The sequence below is a fragment of the Shewanella atlantica genome, assembly GCF_003966265.1.
GTDB lineage: Bacteria > Pseudomonadota > Gammaproteobacteria > Enterobacterales > Shewanellaceae > Shewanella > Shewanella atlantica.
This window is the reverse complement of the sequence record NZ_RXNV01000005.1, coordinates 15,194-36,032: the sequence shown is the minus strand read 5'-3', so window position 1 is coordinate 36,032 and position 20,839 is coordinate 15,194. Positions and strand designations below refer to the sequence as shown.

The following is a 20,839-nucleotide window of genomic DNA, read 5'->3' as shown; positions in this document are numbered from 1 at the left end:
TCACTATGTCAAATAAGAATTCAGCGGTACACGCCAAGAAGGCCGAGATATTTTGTCGGGATGAAGCGAGAGTCGATTGGCACTCGAAAGCCCTGTGGACGGTTCGGGAAAAGCGTGACCGTGCAGCCGGTAGCCTGCCCGAATGGGAACAGTTGCGTCAGATAGGTTCAGAGATGAAGCTACACACTCTGACGAATCTTGGTCAGTACCTGGAAGAGTTTGAGAAAAACTGTCTGGAAAATGGTATTCAGGTTCACTGGGCTAAAGACGGCGCCGAACATAACCGCATCGTACATAAAATTTTAGCCGATAAGAAAGTGAAAAAACTGGTTAAGTCAAAATCGATGCTAACCGAGGAATGCCACTTAAACCCTTATCTTGAAGGACATGGCATTGAGGTGATCGACACCGACTTAGGTGAGCGAATTATTCAGCTTGCGGGTCAGCCGCCTTCGCACATCGTTCTCCCCGCTATCCATATGAAGAGGGGGGAGGTGGGCGATCTCTTCCATGAAAAAATAGGCACAGAGGCTGGCGCTTCCGATCCATTCTATCTTACCCGCGCCGCCAGAGCCCATCTCAGAGAGCAGTTTCTGTCGGCTGATGCCGCTATGACCGGTGTTAACATGGCCGTTGCCGATAAAGGCGCCGTGGTTGTGTGTACCAATGAAGGTAACGCGGATATGGGAGCAAACCTGCCTAAGTTGCAGTTGCACTCCATGGGTATCGATAAGATTGTTCCCGATCTTGAAAGTGCGTCGGCTCTGCTTAGAACCTTGGCACGTAATGCGACGGGCCAGCCGGTCACCACCTATAGCTCATTTTATCGTGGTCCTCAGGAGGGTGGCGAGATGCATGTCATTATCGTAGATAATGGCCGCACCGATATGCTTAAAGATAAGATATTGGCAGAATCTCTCAAATGTATCCGTTGTGGTGGCTGTTTAAATACCTGCCCGGTTTACCGCCGCTCGGGTGGTCATAGTTATAACTACACGATTCCCGGTCCTATCGGAATTGCTGTCGGGGCGCAGAATGATGATACCAACTCTATTCCGTGGGCTTGTACTCTATGTGGTAGCTGCTCCTATGTTTGCCCGACTAAGGTGCCGTTAGATAAGATCATTCACCATCATCGTCGCCTGAAAGCCGAGGCCGGAAAACTTCCCTATGGCAAGAGTAGTTATATGCCTCTGGTGGGGAATTTTATGGCCAGCGAAACTATGCTGAACTGCTCGATGAGCGTCGCTCGCACCGCACTTAAAGTTCTTCCCGGTAGTCTCCTCAAGCCTTTTTCTGGTGCCTGGGGCAAGTATCGTGAACTTCCTACCGCTCCAAACTCAAGTTTCGAAGCTTGGTTTAAGAAAAACAGAGGCTAAAAAGATGTCGAGTAAAGATTATATTTTGAATGCGCTTAAGAGCTCGGCCATCGCCCCTCAGGCTATGCCGGTGTTTAATGTGGTTCCGCGAATTGATGACTTAGTGGGTCAGTTCGAAACCAACCTTAATACTGTGGCGGGAACATTACACAGAGAAGGCGGGTTGGTGGCGCTGCAGCTGAAAGTCGATGAGCTTATCACTCAGGGTCTGCAAGTTATCTCTATGCTTGATGGTATTAAGGGAAATCGCGCGGTCGCAGATACTGCGCACGAACTTAGAGATATCGATTACGCGGTCATCCCCGGCGATCTGGGTGTGGCCGAGAATGGCGCTATCTGGGTTAATAACAAAAACCTGGGGCACAGAGTCACGCCATTTATCTGTGAGAACCTGTTTTTGGTTATTGAAGCCGATACGATCGTAGCCAATATGCACGAAGCTGCCTCTAAGGTTACTCTTGAGAAGGGGGAGTTCGGCACCTTTATCGCGGGCCCGTCAAAAACCGCCGATATCGAACAGGCGTTGGTTGTTGGTGCTCACGGAGCCTGTAGCTTAAACGTATATCTGGTTTAAATTCGGGAGGCGAAGTTCAGGTTGTTTTGCAATTGGCTTCGCCTTCGTCTATTCGATATTTGATTGTTCAGCCCTGAATTTCAGGGATTGCTAGCCGCAGTGAACTTGATATTACAATGGCGTCTCTAATCTTTGAGTCGCCATTTGTGGCTATAACCCCTCTATTGTGCAAATAAACTCTCGGCTTTTGACTGCATAAATTCAATAAAGAGTTTGACCTTAAGAGGCTGCTGGCTGCGTTGATGGTACAACATGGAGATCCGTCGCTGCTCTCCTGTCCACTCAGGCAGTACCTCGACCAACTGATCGGATTTAAGCTGCTGCTTCACAAATAACGCAGGCCCATACAAGATGCCACCATCATCCACGGCGGCATGCACAGCACCATATAGATCGCCCATGGTGAGTTTTGCCGGGCCATCATAGTAAAAGTCTTCCCCGCTCTGATGTTTCAAGGTCCAATTAAACAGGGGCCATACCTTGATTAAGGCGTGTTGCTTAAGTTGGCTTGGATGAGTTATCTCTGTGGCTTGTGTTAAATATTGAGGTGAGGCATAAAGACCATAGTTGAGCACTCCCAGTGAACTGGAGACCCAGGATGAGTCGGGTTGTGCCCCTCCGACGATGGCAATATCGACTCCCTCTTCGACTAAGTCTATAGCGTTATTATTTTGGGCTATATGCAGTTGAATATCCGGGTGCATCTTAGAAAATTCATTTATTGCACCGATAAATATCATCGAGATTATCGAAATCGGGGCGGCAATTCTCAGTGTCCCTTCCGGTTTATTGATCGCTGAGTCCGAACAACTATCGAATTGAGAGATGGCATCCTGATAACGCTTAAATAGTGCCTGACCCTCTTCGGTCAAGCGCAGCTTTCTGGTGCTGCGCATGATGAGTTGGGTGTCCAGACTCTCTTCAAGTTTATGTACCTTACGGCTCACCGTCGCGATTGGCATGTTTAGCGCTTTCGCGACCTGTGAAAATCCGCCCGTATTGACCAGATGGACAAAAAGATAGATTAATTGAAGCTCACAAGCGGGGTTTGAACTCATTAGAACAGCCTTTCGCGTTAATCCTGAAGGGACATTATACCAAGACTCGTTTGAGCCTTATTGAAGTAAATCAGTAAATGTCTATTTAGCAGATTGTTATATTTATTCTCTTAACGCTAAAGAGAGGGGGTATGGACAATTTTGCTAGCCGTAGTCTTCATTCTATTTCAGGTATTTATCGTAGATCTCTTGGTAACGCCCAGTCTCTTTCAGATGTTTTAGGCCGGCATTGAAATCATCTCGAATATGTTCATCCCAAAATACCGGTCGATAATCCATTGGGTTGAGTTCTACAAAATGCTGCTCCTCAACGGGCTTAGGGTCGAACCCTTTTTCCCTTCGAAGGTGCAAAGTGAAGTACTTGAAAATATTACGATCGCTGAGCACCACATCATAATGCTGTCTGTCGAGGGTCAGCGCCTGCAGTGCCTGATTATTCTGTTCGTAATAGAGGTTGGAGTCTTGAACGTGCTGGAGCCACTTAGGATATCGTTTCGCGGCGCCAGAAAAGGCTATCACACTCAAGCCCTGTAGATCTTCGGGCTTATTGATGGTGATGTTACGTTCCTTGAGAGTGATAAATACATTGTCATAAAAGACCGCCGGATCGCTATAGAGCCCTCCCTCAGATTCCATGTCCCGGCCTAAGTCGGTCATGGCGGCATCGACATTGTGTGCTAAAAAGGCGACCGGGATCCTGGCGAAGGGATAATATTCAGGTTTCAAGACGTGACCGCGAAAGGCCAGGGCTTCACCTATCACCTCGACCTCAATGCCCGAATCGGTGGCGGGAAAACAGAAGGGGGGGATCTTTTCGCCGAAGGCTACTCTTACCTCGGCAGCGGACAGAAATGTAGATGGCATAGCAAATAGGATTAGTAGCAAAAATTTAAATATATTCATTCTCTAGCTCTTGATTTTGGCTTATTGCCAGTGCAATAAGTCATATCAAATATGGATCAGCTCGAGACAATTCGCTAGCTCGCTATGAAATCCATTCGGTTTGAATTAACGGATCTTGGCTGACTTGTATCAATATGTAATTAAGACGTTATCTGGCAATCGTACAACATATGGGCATCTTCGTCATTTTAAACTGTGCTTTAGTGCTCAGATCAGACCTCTGAATTGTGATAGTGCGCAACCACAGCTATGAATTTCAGATGAGGGTTCTCAAGTGGGTTATGTCTGATGTGATGCAGTTGGCAATCATATGTTGATTGATCTTACCTTTGGGGAATTGTGTTTTTACGGCTACTTTTAATAGAGAGGGATTCGATCATTTTTTGTCAGGCAAATTGATAGGTGGCGTCATGCATATGCAAACGACCTTGCTGCTGTTGGTCTTTTTTGTGATAGCGATATTATTGGGAATAATACTGCGCAGGTTACTGAAAAATACTGCGATCCCATACTCGGTGGCCCTGTTGTTGTTAGGCATGTTAATCGGGACCAGCCTGAATGTTGACTCGCCTCCCTCTGTTTTGAATGAACTGAATTCGGCGTTCGTTCTGGCCAGCCAGTTAGATGCCAACCTCATTATGTTTATCTTCCTGCCTGCGCTGGTGTTTGAGTCGGCTTTCTCTCTCGAGGTGCATCTGTTTAAACGTATGTTTTCACAAATTGCGGTGCTGGCAATTCCCGGTTTGGTGATCTGTACCTTGTTTACGGCCATCTTGAGTATGACTGTGCTGCCTTGGCATTGGTCTCTGGGGACTGCCTTGATGTTTGGGGCTATAGTCAGTGCGACCGATCCCGTTGCCGTGGTTTCTCTGCTCAAGGAGATGTGTTCGCGGGTCAGGTTGCAGACATTAATCGAGGGGGAGTCTCTGCTCAATGATGGAACGGCTATTGTGATGTTTACCCTTTTCCTCTCCCTGGCGACACAGGTCAAACCCGAGTTCAATACGCTGGAAGTCATTGTTGAGTTCTTTCGTGTCGTTTCAATCGGTGTGCTCATCGGGGCTGTCGTCGCAGCGATAAGCCTGAAGTTTATCGGCTCAATCTTCAATGACAGCTTGATAGAGATCGCGCTGACATTGGTGCTGCCCTATCTGGTTTTTTATCTGTCGGAGCACCTGTTTCACGCCTCAGGTGTAGTGAGCGTTGTTACCTTAGCGTTAATCTATGCGGGTCCGGGCCGAACGCGCTTCTCTCCTGAGGTGATGGAGCACCTGCACCATTTTTGGCATACCCTTTCTTTTCTCTTTAATACCTTGATTTTTCTTCTGGTTGGATTAGTAGTCTCTACTCGCTTGGGGCTCGCCGATCTCGCTAATTGGCAATATCTGGCGGTTATTTTTGCCGGGATCTTAGTGATCCGGGCCGTGGTGATTATCGGCCTGATGCCTATTCTGGCCAGAATAGGCATAGGCTTAACGAAAGAGAAGTCAATTGTATTGATATGGGGCGGATTACGTGGTGCCGTCTCGTTAGCCTTGGCTCTTATCGTTGCCACCAACGAATCTCTGGATATTCAGTTACGGGATCAGATCCTGTTCCTTACTGCGGGCATAGTGGTATTAACCATCATAGTGAATGGCTCATCGATGCGCTTTGTGATGGCAAAGTTAGGCTTAGATAAGTTACCTAAGGCCAAGCAGCAGGCATTTGCCAAGGTGCAGCATAAGATCTCCGATGAGATCATCACTGTGAGGGAGCGGTTACATGCCGATGAGCACCTGAAAGCCGTTAACTGGCCGCTGGTGGATAGCAACATAGTATCGGTCAGTGAGCCCTTTAAAGATGAACAGAGCCAGGATTCTCAGATTGAATTTTTGCGTAAACTATTGGAATCTGAGCGACAGTTTTACTGGAATCAATTTGCCAAGGGCTTACTGAGTCAGGATGCGACCCACATTCTGGTCGAGGCCATAGAAAAGGCGCTCGATGGAACGCCTAAAATATGGCCCAGAAGTTCGATAGAGAAACATTGGAAAATTCCGCAGTGGTCCCTGCGTTGTGGTTCCGTTCCTCTTATCGGATCTTATGCTCGCGGCGTAAGCTACAGGCAGCATATCATCATCTTCGAGAGTGCCAGAGGGTTATTCGAGGCGAGCCAGTATATAAAAGCGCTCGCACCGAGTTTGTCACTGGAGCCTGCTCAGCTCGAGCAAGCCATGAAACAGATAAGCCAGGTGAATCTGTTTGCGAAGAACACCTTGAATGATTTCAGGCAAAAATCTCCCCATCTGGTTGAACGGGTTGAGTCATACCTGGCTCTACGGATATTGTTAAATACAGAGCGGAAAATGATTCAAGATCTATCTCATGAGGGGATGATCTCCGAGGTTGATGCAGAAAAACTGATCGAGGAAGTCGAATTTAAGATGCATCAAAGTAAGAAGCAGAGTCAGTCAAGTTAACTCAATTAGCCAATCATATGAACCAATACTATCTGTGCGAGATAGTATTGGCTTTTTTACCTGCTAATAAATGGTGTTGATAAAGTTACAGAGAGCCGTTTTAAAAGCGTTATTTCAACTTATCGTCGGCTCGAAATAGCCGACTTCTATTTCAATCGATAGACAACTTCTATGCGGTCTCGAATCGTAACTTCTCCCTGCTGATAACTCTCACCCACGTCGTAATTCGCACCTTTGGCATTCATACGTAGCATTACGGGTTGAACCGGATGTTGCTCGAAGTAGCGGATCTTCCAAATTCCTTTAATTTTTTCACCAAACCCTTCGGCGAGTAGCTGGGCTTTTTCCTGAGCATCTTTAATGGCCGCGAGTCTGGCCTTAGCCACATACTCATCCTCTTTACTGGATTTCAGCGCGATGTTATTGACCCGGTTGATGCCCTCTTCTAATGCCGAGTCTAAGATGGCATTGAGACGGGTTAGGTCCTGTACTGTGACGGTCAGACGACGACTGGCCATGTAACCGGTCAATTGGGCTGGCTTATCTTTCTCATAGTGATATTGCGGCTGCAGGTTCAGGTTTGCACTCTGGATGAGTGAGCGCTCTATGCCCGCTTTCTTCAGCCTTGCGATAAATTTTGCGACGGCCTTATCTGAGCCATCTTTTGCGCCTTTGGCGGTTTTATCTCTGATTACGACGGCCACATTTATCTCAGCCATGTCGGCTTCGACAGCCAACTCGCTTACACCTACGGTTTCGAGGTGTGGGAAGCTGAGTTCACTGGCCTGCACCTGCGGTACTGATAGGATAAGTCCACCGGATATAAGCGCTGCTAGTAGTGATTTTTTCATTATTTGAAACTCCAAAAGCAAAAGATAAAAGCGATTTCTGAAGTTATAAACGCAGGTAACTTGAGAAAGGGTTATTTTTTATCTTATTTTTCAGTTTATTTTCTCTTTCTATTTTTTCTTTTTTTGGGCGCTCCCCTCCCAGTGCATCAAATTGTTACCTATAGTCAATATAGATTGTCTTTTACGCCGTAAGATATCAAAGTGTTATCTATAGGTTGTTTTTTTGTGTTTGCGGTTAAGCCTGAGTGGTCGTCTGGCAGGCTATCGGCCTCAGACAAGAGTGCCTGAAACAACTAAAACTAAGGTGAGGTGGGTATGTATTCTATAAAAAGAAATCTGCTTTTAGGCCTGGCTATCGTCTTTTGCTACATCTTCGTCAGTATTTATAGTGCCAAACTTGATGATGTCTCTTTCGCAACCCAAGCTCATCAGTATGGTACCGACTTGGCCTATAACGCGTCAGAGTTTGGCGATATAAGGGTGTCACCCGCTACCATTTATAACAGAGCCAAGATTAATCATCTGCACTCTGCCGGCGATGCCAGTCGTGAGAGAAGTGATAAAGATAGTCAAAGGGGAATTAGCCGTAATAATGCTTATCGAAGTAATGAATATGAGAGTTTAAATCGCAGAGCCGATAACGTCGGTGTCACTCGACAATCCCAGATAAACAGTGTCGAGTTAGAAAAAACGAGAGTCGCGGGTATTCTTAACGCTGCCGTTTTTCTATTGGGTGTCACCATAGTTTCATTGGTATTTACCGGCGAGAATACCGGGTCAGAATTTGATGAAAAGGTCATATTCCTGTCGACACTGATTTTAATCGATGTCCTGTTTATCGGGGGGGATTATACCATGGTACTTCCTGTCTTCGGGCTTATCTTGCTTTATGGAAGACGCTATCTGGGAACCTACTTCACCCCGCATCAAGAGTAATACCAATTGGTATAATAACTGAGCGCTTGTTTTATCCTCAACTCAAGGTTAGTCTTAATTGAGTAAACTTAGTTGTAGTTGTCTGTTTAGTTGCTTGTTAACTTTAGATTTATCACGCCAAAGGAGGATGACGCCGATGCTGGAACCGCTCGCTAACAACACGCCTGTGTTGTTCCATTGGTATAACTGCGATATTCAACTCGCCTACGATTTCCCCCGCGTTTAATCCCGCTAGAATCTGACTACATACCCGTCAGAACTTAAGCTTTTCAATTAAGTAAGTTAATCATAACGCGCTACTTAGCCGATCTCTGCCATGCCATTTCTGCTGAAACAATTGCTGAAACAGTTGCTGAAATTGTAGCGGTATTTTATCGACTCGGTAGGTGTACTAAAAAGCTACAAAGGATTAAACAATGAAACGTATTCCGGAACCTTTTCGTATCAAGATGGTTGAGTCAATTCGGATGACCAACCTTGAAGATAGAGAGCAAGCCCTGACCCAAGCAGGGCTCAACCCCTTCCTGCTTCGCAGTGAGGATGTCTATATCGATCTGCTCACCGACTCCGGCACCGGCGCTATGAGTGATGTGCAGTGGGCGGGACTCATGATGGGTGATGAAGCCTATGCGGGGAGCCGAAACTATTTTAACCTGTGCGAATCTGTTGAACACTTCTTCGGCTATAAACTCACCGTGCCGGTTCATCAGGGACGAGGCGCCGAGCAGATACTGTTTCCCTGTCTGATAGAGCGGATGAAGCAGGTACGCGGTGGCACCGATCCGGTATTTATCTCTAACTATCATTTCGATACTACTGCAGGGCATATCGAAATGAACGGTGGTAAGGCGCTCAATGTCGTGACCGAGAGGGCGTTCGATACCGAGAGTTACTATGACTGGAAAGGGGACTTCGATCTCGACAAGCTTCGCGACACCATTGCTACTTATGGTGCCAATAATATCGCCGCCATCATCACTACCGTGACCTGTAATAGTTCAGGCGGGCAACCTGTCTCTATGGCCAACATGCGCGCGGTGTATGAGATAGCTCAGCAAAATGACATTCCCGTAGTCATCGACTCCGCCAGATACTGCGAAAACGCCTATTTCATTAAGCAGCGAGAGGCGGGGTATGAAGATAGCTCCATGTTGGAGATCATCCGTGAGATGTTCCAATATGGCGACATGCTCACCCTGTCGGCGAAGAAAGATCCTATGGTCAACATCGGGGGGCTCTGCTGTGTTCGCGATCATGAGGAGCTATTCAGAGCCGTGCAGACTCGATGTGTGCCGATGGAGGGATTTGTCACTTATGGCGGCATGGCTGGTCGTGATATGGAGGCGCTGGCCAGAGGGATGCACGAAGGCGCCGATGAAGACTTTCTTCACTATCGTGTCAGTCAGGTTGCCTATCTGGGAGAACGACTTCGCGAGGCGGGGATCCCTATCCAGTATCCTACAGGAGGCCATGCGGTGTTTGTCGATGCCGCTAAGATGTTGCCCCATATTCCCGCCCATCAGTTTCCGGCGCAATCTCTGTGTAATGCCCTCTATCTCGAGGCCGGCATTCGTGCAGTAGAGATAGGCTCGCTGCTGCTTGGACGTGATCCCGAAACTCAAGAGCAGAAAGCGTCGCCTATGGAGTTGATGCGACTCACTATTCCGCGTCGGGTTTATACCAATGATCATATGGATTATATCGCCGATGCGCTCATCGCCATCAAAGATCAGGCGGCGTCGCTTAAGGGGTTAAGCTTCGATTACGAGCCACCTGTGTTGAGGCACTTTACCGCTAAGTTCAACTCACTCTAGAGTACAAATGCGTAACAGCCCGAGGTGAGCTTTCAAGCTCATCTCGGGTTAGCTTTCCTCTCAAAAACTTATTCGGTTTATAAAAGATATTCAATTTAACTCTTTCTGTGTCCTCAATTTTTCTTAAGTCACATAGTTTCTATCTCATTGTAGGAACATAAATTAATACACTTATAAATTTGTGATGCCGCAAAAAAGAACTATTTTTAATCATAGGACATGTATATTTGGCTGTGCTGAAGAGTATGACCAAGCCGCGATAGGGATGTTTGATGAACTTACATACTCAGGATCCGGAAGGGATAAACGTCGTTATCTGCGATGATTCGGTTACTAATGTTTTGATAATAGCCGAAATCTTAAAATCTATTAATATGGAGTTGAATGTCACGAAAGTCACCGATCCACGTAAGGTGATGAGTGAATTGGATAATCAAATAACCTTGCTTATTTTAGATCTGGAAATGCCCCATTTTACCGGTTTTGAAATTCTTGAAAAAATCAGAGCACTTTACAGTCCCGATAAATTACCCGTCATCGTTGTCAGCGGTTTGAGCGATCAAAAGTCTCAAATTAAGGCATTGAAATCGGGTGCAAATGATTTTATCTGTAAACCATTTAATGAGTATGAACTCAAGCTTCGAGTTATCAATCAACTTAATATCATGAATGCTTTTAAGTTGCAGTCAAGGCTCAACCATGAGCTTGAGAAACGTGTGAAATTGCGTACCCTAGAGCTCGAACAGGCAACAGAATGTCTGATTAATAAGTTGGCTATGGTTGCCGAAATGCATGATGAAAATACCGGTCAACATATTCTTAGGGTGGGAAAGTATTCGGGACTGCTGGCGCGAAAGTTAGGGCTAACAGAGCAGGTGTCTTATATGATAGAAAAAGCTGCACCTATGCATGATATGGGGAAAATAATGATCCCCGATGAGATCTTATTTAAACCGGGTAAACTTAGCGAGTCAGAACATTTAGTCATGAGGCAGCACGTCGAAAAAGCGAATGACCTGTTTGAAGAACACCCATCTATGATGATTCAAATGGCTAAGTCTATTGCGGTATATCATCACGAGAAATGGGACGGGTCTGGTTATGCTAAGGGTCTTAAAGGTCACTCGATTCCGATTGAAGGACAAATAGTCGGACTCGTTGATGTATTCGATGCGTTAACCACACAGAGACCTTATAAAGATGCATGGACAACCGAAGCTTCGGTTCAATATCTGAAAGAGCAATCCGGAAGCCACTTCGATCCAAAACTCGTTAATCTGTTTATTGAACATCTCCCTGAGATATTAGAGATAAAGGCTGCGTTTCCTTAGAAGGCACTTTAGTGTCTCACTCGATTTCAGTTTAACTTGATCGCTGAGCGATCACATTTTTATGTCCATTGGTATTAGATAGGAGCTGAGCCTGGGATATAAATACTACCTAACAGCTGAAGGGGAACAGCTGAAATACAAGGTATCTCAACTGTTATCTGTCAATATTACACTTTTCTAAAACCGGCGTAGCTTACATTTTCATGTGAAGCGCTAGTGTGGTGACCTTGACCCATCTGGCTCATGGCCGATTCATCCTTGCTCTTGGCTTTACCGCTGCAGCCACATCCTCCGGAATTTTTGTTCCCCGACAGCCCGTGGCCAGCGTTGCCACCACAGCATCCACCGGATTTTTTTCCCTTAGAGGCTTCGGTACTGCCGTGAGTATCCGATTCACCGCTATGTGAATGAGCGCCGCAACCACAGCCTCCCGACTTTCCATCTTCTGCATGGCCGCCACAGCAGCCGCCTTTCTTTTCATGGTTGATTGAGGCTCTGCCCTGTGAGGCATCGAGAAGGCGCAGATTAAGATTTCGTGTAGTTTGCAACAGCTCTTCGACGCATAGGGAGCTATCGCCCTTACTGACGCTGATCCCTGCATCGAGCAGCTTACCGAGCATACGCTCGCCTATGTGCTGCACTATGATGATGTTGGTCTTATTATTGATAATCAGCTCCAGCATCGCCTTCTTGGCGCTGCACCCTTCGCCCTGCAGCGCGGGGTTGGTGAAGCTGCCGATTAACTGATGCTGTTCGTTGAAGAAACCGATCTGTTGGGCCTTGGTAAAGTGACTTGCGAGTCGGTCTCGACTCATCGGCATTGCAATAATCATAATCATTCCTTGTGAGCCCTCAATAGATAGAACTATTAAGGGCTTATATTAGTTTGGTATCGACTCAGCTCTCTTGGCTGTTTTGAGGCAGCAGCAGTGCATGTCCGCAGGTGATGGCGGTAGCGACTTTCTTGCGCGCGCTGGCCAGCAAGTTGCCGAATGTCTGTCTGGATATACCCATCCGGGCCGCGGCATCAATCTGACTCATCTTCTCTACGTCGCCTAAATTCAGCGCCTCAAACTCATCGGCTTCGAGTTGGATCTTGGTTAACTCGACCGAAGGGATCCCATTAGGTTTAAACATGCTGCAAGGCACACAAGCCGATAAACGACGACACTTTCTGGGTCTTGGCATAATGAATCGCCTCCCTTCTTGTTAGTAAAAAGTTGCCAGTAAAAAGTTATGAGCAAAAAGTTATTAGTTATTGGCCTACGCCAATAACTGGAGATTATCATGTAAGTTCACAAAACAAACTGTGCACTAGATCACCCACAAAAATATTCGTGCCGGCTAAATAACTGGGTGCTTATAGCTCTTGATTCAGGGTCTGGTGCACTATGCAAATAGCTTATTTGAAGATAAGACTAGGTATGACGGACTGTAATTTCTAATGATATATAGGTCTGTAGAATCCAATTCTGTTCCTTACAACATTTCAAATAATGGGGGCGGGTAATATTGACGAAATGTCACCGTATTTGGCTAAATCGAAGAGATAAGAAACAGGTGTAGGTATGAATGAGGGTATCGAAAACAGGGATGTTTTCGTTAAGCGGGCATGGATGCTCTTGCAGCGTCCCGAAGGAATACCTGCACATAAGCCCGCAGCAGGCGATTAACACCATAGAAGCTATGGTTCTTAATACACCTCAAAAAAACCTAAAAGTCAGAATCAAAAACAAGTGTTATTTAAACCATTGTTAACTGACAATGACCTCCCCAAGCGATAGAATACTCCTCAGATTATTCCTCATCAGAGCCAACCTCATGCATGTACACATCTTAGGCATCTGCGGCACCTTTATGGGTGGTCTCGCACTGCTTGCCAGAGCCGAAGGCCACAAGGTTACCGGTAGCGATGCCAATGTCTATCCGCCGATGAGCACTCAGCTCGAAGAGCAAGGTATCGAACTTATTCAGGGCTTCGACCCGGAACAGCTTGGAAAAAATGAAGATGATGCGCCGGATCTGGTGGTGGTCGGTAATGCCATGAGCCGTGGTAACCCGTGTGTTGAAGCGGTATTGAATCGCGGGATTAAATACACCTCTGGTCCGCAGTTTCTGGCCGAGCATATTCTACCTAATCGTTGGGTGTTGGCGGTATCGGGTACCCATGGTAAGACGTCGACCTCGAGCATGCTGGCATGGATATTAGAAGATTGCGGCTATGAGCCGGGCTTCTTGATCGGTGGGGTTCCTCAAAATTTCGGCGTATCTGCACGTCTGGGTAACTCGCCATTTTTTGTGGTGGAGGCCGATGAATATGACAGTGCCTTCTTCGATAAGCGTTCCAAGTTTGTTCACTATCAGCCACGCACCTTAGTGATCAATAACCTGGAGTTCGATCATGCCGACATCTTCGATGATCTAAAGGCTATTCAGCGCCAATTTAATCACGTGATACGCACCGTACCCGGCCAGGGGAAAATTATCTGGCCGAAGGACAGTGAGGCGGTGCAGCAGGTGATAGATATGGGGTGTTGGAGCGAGCAGGAGACATTTAATAAAGGGCGACAGACTGATGCAGAAGCAGCGAGTGGTTGGCATGCTGACTTGTTGACCGATGATGGCCATAAGTTTGAACTCTTCTTTAATGGCGACTCTCAGGGAATCTTGGATTGGAGCCTGATAGGTCAGCATAACGTTGAGAACGCTACCATGGCGATTGCGGCGGCGCGTCATGTGGGCGTACAGCCTGAAGCGGCTATCGAAGCGCTCACCAGGTTTTCACCACCTAAGCGCCGCATGGAGCTTATCGGCACGGTGAACGGCATTGAAGTCTATGACGATTTTGCCCATCACCCCACAGCAATTGCGACGACTCTGCAAGGCACTCGCGCTAAGGTCGGTGAGGAAAAAATCACTATTATCTTAGAGCCTAGATCTAACACCATGAAAAGTGGTGTACATAAGGATACCTTAGCCGGTTCGATGAGGCTTGCCGATGAGGCCTATCTCTATCAGACAGATAACATAGATTGGGATGTGGAGGCGGCGATGGAAAAAGCCGAACTTCCCGTCACTGTGCTATACCAAATAGATGAGATAATCGATGCCGTAGCCGGTAATGCGCAAAGCGGTGACACCATCATAGTGATGAGTAATGGCGGCTTCGGTGGTTTACATCAGAAGCTTTTAGCTAAATTAAGCACCTAGAACCTAGTATCTAGGTGCTTGTAAATTGAGATTTTTATGAGTTACCCAAGAAAAACGAAGTCCATCAGTCTGGCCTGGACCGGCGCCTCCGGGGCACCTTATGGCCTTAAGTTGCTGGAGTGTCTGTTGGCTGCTGATTATCAGGTGTTTCTGATGATCTCCTCTGCCGCCAGAGTCGTGATGGCTACTGAGCATGGTTTGCAGTTGAGTGCTAACAGCGACAAAGCCAAAGCCCAGCTTCTTGAGCTATATAGTGAGCAGGGGGCCGATATTAAAGGAATGCTGCATGTTTTGGGCAAGGATGAATGGTTTTCACCTCCGGCCTCGGGCTCGGCTGCGCCTAAACAGATGGTGATCTGTCCCTGTAGCACGGGAACGTTAGCGGCCGTGGCAACGGGAATGAGCAATAGTTTACTCGAACGTGCGGCCGATGTGGTAATAAAAGAGCGTGGTCAATTGATCTTGGTTCCGAGAGAAACCCCCTTTAGTTCTATACATTTAGAGCATATGTTGTCGCTCTCACGCTTGGGTACGACCATCATGCCCGCAGCTCCGGGCTTTTATCATGATCCCAAATCGATACAAGATCTGATAAACTTCATGGTCGCCCGGATACTTGACCACCTGGGCGTTGAACACGAATTAACGAATCGCTGGGGCTATGATAAGCATAATGCCAGTGACAGCGACAATTAAGACTATGTTGAGAGTACTATGAAGCACACCATCGAAGAGATGATCTCTGTCCAAGAGATAGACGAGAAACTGGATTTGTTAGCCGAGCAGATCAATGCTCATTACGCTAACAGCGAGCGCCTGTTAATGGTGGGGTTGTTGAAAGGCTCAGTTGTGTTTATGGCTGATCTTTGTCGTCGTATTAAAGGCCATGTGGAGATCGATTTTATGTCGGTATCGAGCTACGGTAATGCGATGACCAGCACGCGCGAAGTTAAAATTCTTAAAGATGTGCAATCGGATATTCAGGGACGCGATGTGCTTATCGTTGAAGACCTGATTGACTCGGGTAATACCCTCAATAAGATCCGTGAGATGCTTTTACTCCGCGATCCTAAGAGTCTGGCGCTCTGTACGCTACTCGATAAACCTGAGCGTCGTGAAATCGAAGTGCCAGTAGATTTCATCGGTTTTACGATCCCCGATGAGTTTATCGTAGGTTATGGTATCGATTACGCCGAGCAGTATCGAAATCTGCCTTACATCGCTAAGGTTATTCCACAAGAGTAAGCTAGCAAGCTTTATTATTAACTCCCGCAATTGGCGGGAGTTTTTCGTTATATAGATATCGGTTTCTGCATTGGAAGAAAAATGGAAAAGACAGAGAATGCATTAGTTATCGACTCGCTGAAGAAAACCTATAAAGGCGGCGTCGAGGCGGTAAAAGGAATCAGCCTTAAGGTCAAGAAGGGCGATTTTTTTGCGCTGCTCGGCCCTAACGGTGCCGGCAAGTCGACGACCATAGGCGTGATTAGCTCACTGGTACAGAAGAGTGAGGGCAAGGTGTCTGTGTTTGAACACGATATCGACACTGAGCTGGAGCTGGCAAAGCTCTGTATCGGTTTAGTACCCCAGGAGTTTAACTTCAATCAGTTTGAAACCGTTCTGCAGATCGTCGTCAATCAGGCAGGGTATTACGGTGTGACCAAGGGGGTTGCCCTCGAGCGCGCCGAGAAGTATTTGAGCCAGTTGGATCTTTGGGAAAAGCGTAATAGTCCCGCACGGGCACTGTCCGGTGGTATGAAGCGTCGCTTGATGATTGCCAGAGCACTGATGCATGAGCCTAAGCTACTTATTCTCGATGAACCCACGGCGGGTGTCGACATTGAGCTCAGACGTTCGATGTGGACCTTCCTGACGGAGCTGAATGCCGAAGGGGTGACAATTATTCTGACCACCCACTATCTGGAAGAGGCTGAAATGCTTTGCCGTAATATCGGTATTATCGATAAAGGCGTTCTGGTCGAGTGCACCAGCATGAAGTCGTTATTGAGCCGCTTGAATCTTGAAACTTTTGTTCTCGACTTAGGTCGGGACCTTACCCTAGCTCCGACTCTCGAAGGTTTTACCTGCCGTTTAAGTGATGCTCATACCTTAGAGGTCGATGTCGAGAAGGAGCAGAGTCTTAATACGGTGTTTACTCAACTCAGCGAGCAGGGGCTCGAGGTGTTGTCGATGCGAAATAAGGCCAACCGTTTAGAGGAGTTGTTTGTCGAACTGGTAGAGAAAGGTAAGCATCAGCAAACTCAGAATAAGGACGTGGCATCATGAATATGAGAGCACTCTATGCCACGGCATTTAAGAGTATTTTAACCAAAGAGATCAATCGTTTTACCCGGATCTGGATACAGACCTTGGTACCACCGGCCATCAGTATGACGCTCTACTTCCTGATTTTCGGTAATCTGGTAGGTAAACGGATCGGTGAGATGGGTGGCGTCACTTATATGGAGTTTATTGCGCCGGGTCTTATCATGATGGCGGTGATCACGGCCTCGTACTCTAATGTGGCCTCATCATTTTTCAGTGCCAAGTTTCAGCGTAACCTAGAAGAGTTGATTGTGGCCCCGGTTCCTCACTATGTGATGATTGCCGGTTATGTGGGTGGCGGTGTCGCGCGGGGACTGTGCGTGGGAAGCATTGTGACCGGAGTGGCAATGTTCTTCGTCGATATCTCTTTGCATCACGCGGGCTTAGTGGCGATAACTGTGCTGCTGACATCGATTCTGTTCGCTCTCGGTGGCCTGATTAATGCCGTATTTGCTAAGAGTTATGACGATATCAGCATAGTGCCTACCTTTGTGTTAACGCCGCTCACCTATCTCGGTGGCGTGTTCTACTCTCTGTCTCTGTTGCCTGACTTCTGGCAAGGCGTGTCGGCACTGAACCCTGTGGTTTACATGATAAATGTGTTCCGCTACGGTTTCTTAGGCTACGCCGATATCAGTGTGCCGTTCTCGATTGCCGTTATGGTGGGTTTCTGTGTCGGACTGTGGAGTCTGGCTTATTATCTGATCAGTCGAGGAATAGGCTTACGCAGCTAGCTGCGACGGATTAGGATCCCAGGGAATAAGCCCTGGGATAAGAGTTCTTGGATAAGAGAAAGTGCTTTTAAGCTTCTAGTTTTCCTCTAAAAACTTCATTATCTCGAAAACCTGCTCCATGGATTCGGCCCTTAACTTGGCGGTGCAGCAGTGACCCGACAAGCTGGCATGCTGCCTGACCAAGTCCAATATCTGAGGTAAGCGCAGCGGTTCATCCGATAGCTGCCAGCTTAGTTGTTTGTCTGGCTGAAATTGACTATGCGGTGCTAGTGCGAGTTCATAGGTGACGCCCGATGCGTCCAGCAGGCGGTCGGTTTGCTCTATGTGAGTCAGTCTTTCGAGAAGCCAGTCATGCTCCGATGCCAGATAGACAAGCTCGGCTTGGTCTTTTTGAATGAGTAATGCCGGCCACCGGATATGCATGTTCTTGTCACAGTTCATATCGTCTTTTTAAGTACGTGTTTTTTCGTATTCCTGGAGCGGCAAGTTTAAAGCGAATGCTTAAAACTTAAAACTTAAAACTTAAAACTTACGGCTTACGGCTTACGGCTTCGATCATGTTTATTCCGGCTCCGCCTCAGTTTCTATCAGGTTTTTTCGCTCTTGCAGGAGATCTAAGCTTGCCTGGTTATTAGAGATAAGATCATCGAAATAGAGGTGCATCTCCTGTAACTCTTTTAGGTACTCGGGATCATCTTTTTCATGCTTCTGCCAATAACGCTTACGCTCTATCTTCTGAACCTCACTGGCTCTTAAAATATCGAAATAACTGTTCTCCTGCTTTAAACGGTACATCTCTCCCTTGATCAGTTGCAGAAGTTTCTCTTTTGAAATTGTTTTCATATCGAGTAAAGCAGACAGAGGATCGATAAAGTTCTGAGGTTTATCCGAGTCGATCTCTGTGGTGATCCCCAGATCGTATTCGATCTGGTGTTGACTGAACTCTTTCGGGCAGGTCGTCTGGCTAAAGACGATCTTGTCATCCTTAATGCATTTAAAAATGCTACCGGCTAGTGCTGCGCCGGGTAATAGTAATAGCAGGCCTGAAAAAGTCAGACCGATAAAAATAATGAGTATCACTCTTGCCATCGGGCTACACATCCTCTGTTCAGCTTTCGTCTCACCCATAGGGTGAGCGTCATGTTTTCTGGCTGTATATCGAAAAGTACCTGAGTAATATTCGAACATCCATTCAGCCAGCTATTACAGCTTATATTATTAATTTTTGTTGCTACTACTATGGCGTAACTTGCTCGATAAAACCAGTATTTTGAGCTGGAGTACTGACGATATAGAGTTTGATAAATAAGAAAATATAGCGAGGGATAGCGATATGAAGCTGAAATAAGCTAATCGGGGTACCTTATAGCAATAGGTAGAGGTACCCCAATAGTAAATTGCCTATTTAGCGAGTAAAACAGAGGTTATCAATGAGACGGGTATCGCCCATGTAGGCCGCTGCGAGTATGACCAGTGAGGAGTTTTCATCGCTTGCCTGTGACAGGTCCGTTGTACTACGCACCTCTAGGTAATCAGGTCTGAAGCCTGCCTCACACAGTTGGCTATTGCCGGTTTGAATCGCATTGGCAATCGATACGCCTTGCTGTATTGCTACAGACATAGTGTCCATGGTTTGTTTAAGTGTCGCCGCCTTATCCTTTTGAGCCTGGCTGAGGTAGCCATTACGTGAGCTCATGGCTAAGCCTGAGGCTTCACGTATGGTGTCGACACCAATTATCTCAATAGGCATGGAGAGATCTGCCACCATGGTCTCGATCACCAGAAGCTGTTGGAAATCCTTACGGCCGAAGAGGGCTATATCGGGCTGGACGATATTAAACAGCTTACAGACCACAGTGGCTACGCCACGAAAATGTCCCGGACGACTGGCACCGCACAGCTGCTCGCTGATATTGGGCACCTCGACAAAACTCTGCTGATCCATCCCTTTAGGATAGATAATCTCCGGTGTCGGAGTGAAGAGTAGCTCAGCCCCTGCATCGGTTAAGGCTTGCTGATCGGCCGCTAATGTTCTCGGGTAAGCATCGAGATCTTCGTTCTGGCCAAACTGCATCGGGTTGACGAAGATTGAAGCGACAACGTGATCGGCACGTTTGACGGCTTCTTTAATGAGTGTGATGTGACCCTGGTGTAGATTGCCCATAGTTGGAACAAATGCGACGGTTTCGCCTTTTGCATGCCATGCACGAACTTGCTGACGGATTTGACTGATTTCTTGAGTAGTGATCATAGTAACTCTGCACTATTTTGTTTTGCTGAAAACGTTTGCGATTCATCGGAGCACACATGTGCTCAAGCCAAACCGCAAGTGAAACTTGGAGTTCACCCGCGGCTGAGTATACGTGAGCTTAGTTAAAAGTGTGATCGCTGCCAGGGAAGATACCTTGCGCGACTTCGTCGATATAAGCGCGGATAGCCTCGCGGATCTCGCCAGTCTGCTTAAGGTAATTCTTAGAGAAACGAGGGATGTAGCCGCTGGAGATCCCCAGCACGTCGTGCATCACCAATATCTGTCCATCTGTGTCGGCGCCGGCTCCGATGCCGATCACCGGGATAGTGAGCGCTTCGCTGATAGCCTTGGCCAGCGGCGCCGGAATACACTCGACAACCAGCAGTTGAGCACCAGCGGCTTCGATGGCCTTGGCCTCATCGAGAATGCGTTGGGCATTATCTGAGTCGCGTCCCTGAACTTTAAAGCCACCGAAAACGTGAACCGATTGTGGTGTCAGGCCTAAGTGAGCACAGACCGGGATGCCGCGTTCGGTAAGTTTACTGATGGTTTCGAGTAGCCAGTGACCGCCCTCAAGTTTGACCATGTTAGCACCGGCTTGCATCAAGGCAGTGGCATTTGTCATCGCCTGTTCGCTTGTGGCATAGCTCATAAAAGGCATGTCGGCGATAAGCAGGGAGCGCTTGATACCGCGACGCACACAGCGTGTATGGTAGGCAATATCTTCGACCGTTACCGGTAACGTATCATCATGTCCTTGAAGCACCATCCCCATCGAGTCGCCAACGAGCAGTACATCAATCCCTTCACTATCGAAGGCGCTGGCAAAGCTTGCGTCATAGGCGGTGAGTGCAGTGAACTTTTTACCTTCCTGCTTAAATTTGAGCAGGGTAGAGCTAGTTATTTTAGACATAGTGATGATCTTAAATCGATTAATTATATTAGCGCTAAATATTTAGCTATTTGTGCTTAGATAGTGTGCTTTTATATGCCAACACAGAGCCGAGTTCA

Annotated in this window: 20 protein-coding genes; 11 read left to right on the top strand and 9 right to left on the bottom strand. The window is 47.1% G+C overall.

Going from position 1 to position 20,839, the window contains the following annotated elements:
* The first annotated feature begins 5 nt into the window (after positions 1-5).
* On the top strand, positions 6-1,379 hold the full coding sequence (locus EKG39_RS12745) for a lactate utilization protein B (RefSeq protein WP_126506134.1): 1,374 nt from the start codon (positions 6-8) through the stop codon (positions 1,377-1,379).
* A gap of 4 nt (positions 1,380-1,383) precedes the next feature.
* Positions 1,384-1,953 (top strand): LutC/YkgG family protein, encoded by a 570-nt coding sequence (locus EKG39_RS12740; RefSeq protein ID WP_126506133.1) that lies wholly within the window; start codon positions 1,384-1,386, stop codon positions 1,951-1,953.
* A 161-nt stretch (positions 1,954-2,114) separates the two neighbouring features.
* On the opposite strand, the gene EKG39_RS12735 is transcribed toward EKG39_RS12740, so the two are convergent.
* Both EKG39_RS12735 and EKG39_RS12730 read right to left on the bottom strand, forming a co-directional pair.
* Positions 2,115-3,011 carry a LysR family transcriptional regulator gene (locus tag EKG39_RS12735; protein WP_126506132.1) on the bottom strand — a complete coding sequence of 299 codons (897 nt, stop codon included), beginning with the start codon at positions 3,009-3,011 and terminating at the stop codon, positions 2,115-2,117.
* A gap of 162 nt (positions 3,012-3,173) precedes the next feature.
* Complete coding sequence (locus EKG39_RS12730; RefSeq protein WP_126506131.1) at positions 3,174-3,914, bottom strand: substrate-binding periplasmic protein; 741 nt, start codon at positions 3,912-3,914, stop codon at positions 3,174-3,176.
* A gap of 410 nt (positions 3,915-4,324) precedes the next feature.
* Between EKG39_RS12730 and EKG39_RS12725 the strand changes: the two genes are divergently transcribed.
* Positions 4,325-6,376, top strand: coding sequence for a cation:proton antiporter (locus EKG39_RS12725; protein WP_126506130.1), 2,052 nt, complete (start codon positions 4,325-4,327; stop codon positions 6,374-6,376).
* A gap of 146 nt (positions 6,377-6,522) precedes the next feature.
* Here the strand turns inward: EKG39_RS12725 and EKG39_RS12720 are convergent, their stop codons facing one another.
* Positions 6,523-7,227 (bottom strand): oxidative stress defense protein, encoded by a 705-nt coding sequence (locus EKG39_RS12720; RefSeq protein ID WP_126506129.1) that lies wholly within the window; start codon positions 7,225-7,227, stop codon positions 6,523-6,525.
* Between the two features lie 315 nt (positions 7,228-7,542).
* Between EKG39_RS12720 and EKG39_RS12715 the strand changes: the two genes are divergently transcribed.
* The 3 genes from EKG39_RS12715 to EKG39_RS12705 all read left to right on the top strand — a co-directional run bounded on the left by EKG39_RS12715 (position 7,543) and on the right by EKG39_RS12705 (position 11,308).
* Positions 7,543-8,163 (top strand): hypothetical protein, encoded by a 621-nt coding sequence (locus EKG39_RS12715; RefSeq protein WP_126506128.1) that lies wholly within the window; start codon positions 7,543-7,545, stop codon positions 8,161-8,163.
* Positions 8,164-8,579: 416 nt separating this feature from the next.
* Complete coding sequence (locus EKG39_RS12710) at positions 8,580-9,977, top strand: tryptophanase (protein ID WP_126506127.1); 1,398 nt, start codon at positions 8,580-8,582, stop codon at positions 9,975-9,977.
* Between the two features lie 272 nt (positions 9,978-10,249).
* On the top strand, positions 10,250-11,308 hold the full coding sequence (locus EKG39_RS12705) for an HD domain-containing phosphohydrolase (protein ID WP_126506126.1): 1,059 nt from the start codon (positions 10,250-10,252) through the stop codon (positions 11,306-11,308).
* Between the two features lie 167 nt (positions 11,309-11,475).
* Here EKG39_RS12705 and EKG39_RS23880 read toward each other — a convergent pair whose 3' ends face one another.
* Together EKG39_RS23880 and EKG39_RS12695 are read right to left on the bottom strand one after the other, a co-directional pair.
* The gene (locus tag EKG39_RS23880) at positions 11,476-12,141 is read right to left on the bottom strand and encodes a NifB/NifX family molybdenum-iron cluster-binding protein (protein WP_126506125.1); all 666 of its coding nucleotides are present in this window, start codon (positions 12,139-12,141) and stop codon (positions 11,476-11,478) included.
* 64 nt (positions 12,142-12,205) lie between these two features.
* On the bottom strand, positions 12,206-12,496 hold the full coding sequence (locus EKG39_RS12695; protein ID WP_126506124.1) for a DUF134 domain-containing protein: 291 nt from the start codon (positions 12,494-12,496) through the stop codon (positions 12,206-12,208).
* A gap of 633 nt (positions 12,497-13,129) precedes the next feature.
* On the opposite strand from EKG39_RS12695, the gene mpl reads away from it, so the two are divergent.
* The 5 genes from mpl to EKG39_RS12670 all read left to right on the top strand — a co-directional run bounded on the left by mpl (position 13,130) and on the right by EKG39_RS12670 (position 17,577).
* The gene (gene mpl, locus EKG39_RS12690; protein WP_126506123.1) at positions 13,130-14,518 is read left to right on the top strand and encodes a UDP-N-acetylmuramate:L-alanyl-gamma-D-glutamyl-meso-diaminopimelate ligase; all 1,389 of its coding nucleotides are present in this window, start codon (positions 13,130-13,132) and stop codon (positions 14,516-14,518) included.
* Positions 14,519-14,554: 36 nt separating this feature from the next.
* A complete protein-coding gene (locus EKG39_RS12685; RefSeq protein WP_126506122.1) occupies positions 14,555-15,214 on the top strand; it encodes a flavin prenyltransferase UbiX in 660 nt (219 codons plus the stop codon).
* 18 nt (positions 15,215-15,232) lie between these two features.
* Positions 15,233-15,763: a hypoxanthine phosphoribosyltransferase gene (hpt, locus tag EKG39_RS12680; RefSeq protein ID WP_126506121.1), complete on the top strand. Its 531-nt coding sequence runs from the start codon at positions 15,233-15,235 to the stop codon at positions 15,761-15,763.
* Positions 15,764-15,844: 81 nt separating this feature from the next.
* Complete coding sequence (locus EKG39_RS12675; RefSeq protein ID WP_126506120.1) at positions 15,845-16,804, top strand: ABC transporter ATP-binding protein; 960 nt, start codon at positions 15,845-15,847, stop codon at positions 16,802-16,804.
* Positions 16,805-16,806: 2 nt separating this feature from the next.
* A complete protein-coding gene (locus EKG39_RS12670; RefSeq protein ID WP_126506344.1) occupies positions 16,807-17,577 on the top strand; it encodes an ABC transporter permease in 771 nt (256 codons plus the stop codon).
* 75 nt (positions 17,578-17,652) lie between these two features.
* Here EKG39_RS12670 and EKG39_RS12665 read toward each other — a convergent pair whose 3' ends face one another.
* From EKG39_RS12665 to panB, 4 genes are all read right to left on the bottom strand, one after another.
* Positions 17,653-18,000: a DUF4144 domain-containing protein gene (locus EKG39_RS12665; RefSeq protein WP_246028490.1), complete on the bottom strand. Its 348-nt coding sequence runs from the start codon at positions 17,998-18,000 to the stop codon at positions 17,653-17,655.
* A 138-nt stretch (positions 18,001-18,138) separates the two neighbouring features.
* A complete protein-coding gene (locus EKG39_RS12660; RefSeq protein WP_126506343.1) occupies positions 18,139-18,666 on the bottom strand; it encodes a DUF4124 domain-containing protein in 528 nt (175 codons plus the stop codon).
* A 316-nt stretch (positions 18,667-18,982) separates the two neighbouring features.
* Positions 18,983-19,828, bottom strand: a complete 846-nt coding sequence (panC, locus tag EKG39_RS12655) for a pantoate--beta-alanine ligase (RefSeq protein WP_126506118.1) — start codon at positions 19,826-19,828, stop codon at positions 18,983-18,985.
* Positions 19,829-19,946: 118 nt separating this feature from the next.
* Positions 19,947-20,741, bottom strand: a complete 795-nt coding sequence (gene panB, locus EKG39_RS12650; protein WP_126506117.1) for a 3-methyl-2-oxobutanoate hydroxymethyltransferase — start codon at positions 20,739-20,741, stop codon at positions 19,947-19,949.
* Positions 20,742-20,839: the final 98 nt, after the last annotated feature.

Coding starts and splice junctions, on each gene's coding strand:
- hpt (WP_126506121.1), top strand. CDS start 15,233: ATGAAGCACACCATCGAAGAGATGATCTCTGTCCAAGAGATAGACGAG.
- EKG39_RS12745 (WP_126506134.1), top strand. CDS start 6: ATGTCAAATAAGAATTCAGCGGTACACGCCAAGAAGGCCGAGATATTT.
- EKG39_RS12720 (WP_126506129.1), bottom strand. CDS start 7,227: ATGAAAAAATCACTACTAGCAGCGCTTATATCCGGTGGACTTATCCTA.
- panB (WP_126506117.1), bottom strand. CDS start 20,741: ATGTCTAAAATAACTAGCTCTACCCTGCTCAAATTTAAGCAGGAAGGT.
- mpl (WP_126506123.1), top strand. CDS start 13,130: ATGCATGTACACATCTTAGGCATCTGCGGCACCTTTATGGGTGGTCTC.
- EKG39_RS23880 (WP_126506125.1), bottom strand. CDS start 12,141: ATGATTATTGCAATGCCGATGAGTCGAGACCGACTCGCAAGTCACTTT.
- EKG39_RS12670 (WP_126506344.1), top strand. CDS start 16,807: ATGAGAGCACTCTATGCCACGGCATTTAAGAGTATTTTAACCAAAGAG.
- EKG39_RS12695 (WP_126506124.1), bottom strand. CDS start 12,496: ATGCCAAGACCCAGAAAGTGTCGTCGTTTATCGGCTTGTGTGCCTTGC.
- EKG39_RS12660 (WP_126506343.1), bottom strand. CDS start 18,666: ATGGCAAGAGTGATACTCATTATTTTTATCGGTCTGACTTTTTCAGGC.
- EKG39_RS12705 (WP_126506126.1), top strand. CDS start 10,250: ATGAACTTACATACTCAGGATCCGGAAGGGATAAACGTCGTTATCTGC.
- EKG39_RS12735 (WP_126506132.1), bottom strand. CDS start 3,011: ATGAGTTCAAACCCCGCTTGTGAGCTTCAATTAATCTATCTTTTTGTC.
- EKG39_RS12730 (WP_126506131.1), bottom strand. CDS start 3,914: ATGAATATATTTAAATTTTTGCTACTAATCCTATTTGCTATGCCATCT.
- EKG39_RS12710 (WP_126506127.1), top strand. CDS start 8,580: ATGAAACGTATTCCGGAACCTTTTCGTATCAAGATGGTTGAGTCAATT.
- EKG39_RS12725 (WP_126506130.1), top strand. CDS start 4,325: ATGCATATGCAAACGACCTTGCTGCTGTTGGTCTTTTTTGTGATAGCG.
- panC (WP_126506118.1), bottom strand. CDS start 19,828: ATGATCACTACTCAAGAAATCAGTCAAATCCGTCAGCAAGTTCGTGCA.
- EKG39_RS12740 (WP_126506133.1), top strand. CDS start 1,384: ATGTCGAGTAAAGATTATATTTTGAATGCGCTTAAGAGCTCGGCCATC.
- EKG39_RS12665 (WP_246028490.1), bottom strand. CDS start 18,000: ATGCATATCCGGTGGCCGGCATTACTCATTCAAAAAGACCAAGCCGAG.
- EKG39_RS12685 (WP_126506122.1), top strand. CDS start 14,555: ATGAGTTACCCAAGAAAAACGAAGTCCATCAGTCTGGCCTGGACCGGC.
- EKG39_RS12715 (WP_126506128.1), top strand. CDS start 7,543: ATGTATTCTATAAAAAGAAATCTGCTTTTAGGCCTGGCTATCGTCTTT.
- EKG39_RS12675 (WP_126506120.1), top strand. CDS start 15,845: ATGGAAAAGACAGAGAATGCATTAGTTATCGACTCGCTGAAGAAAACC.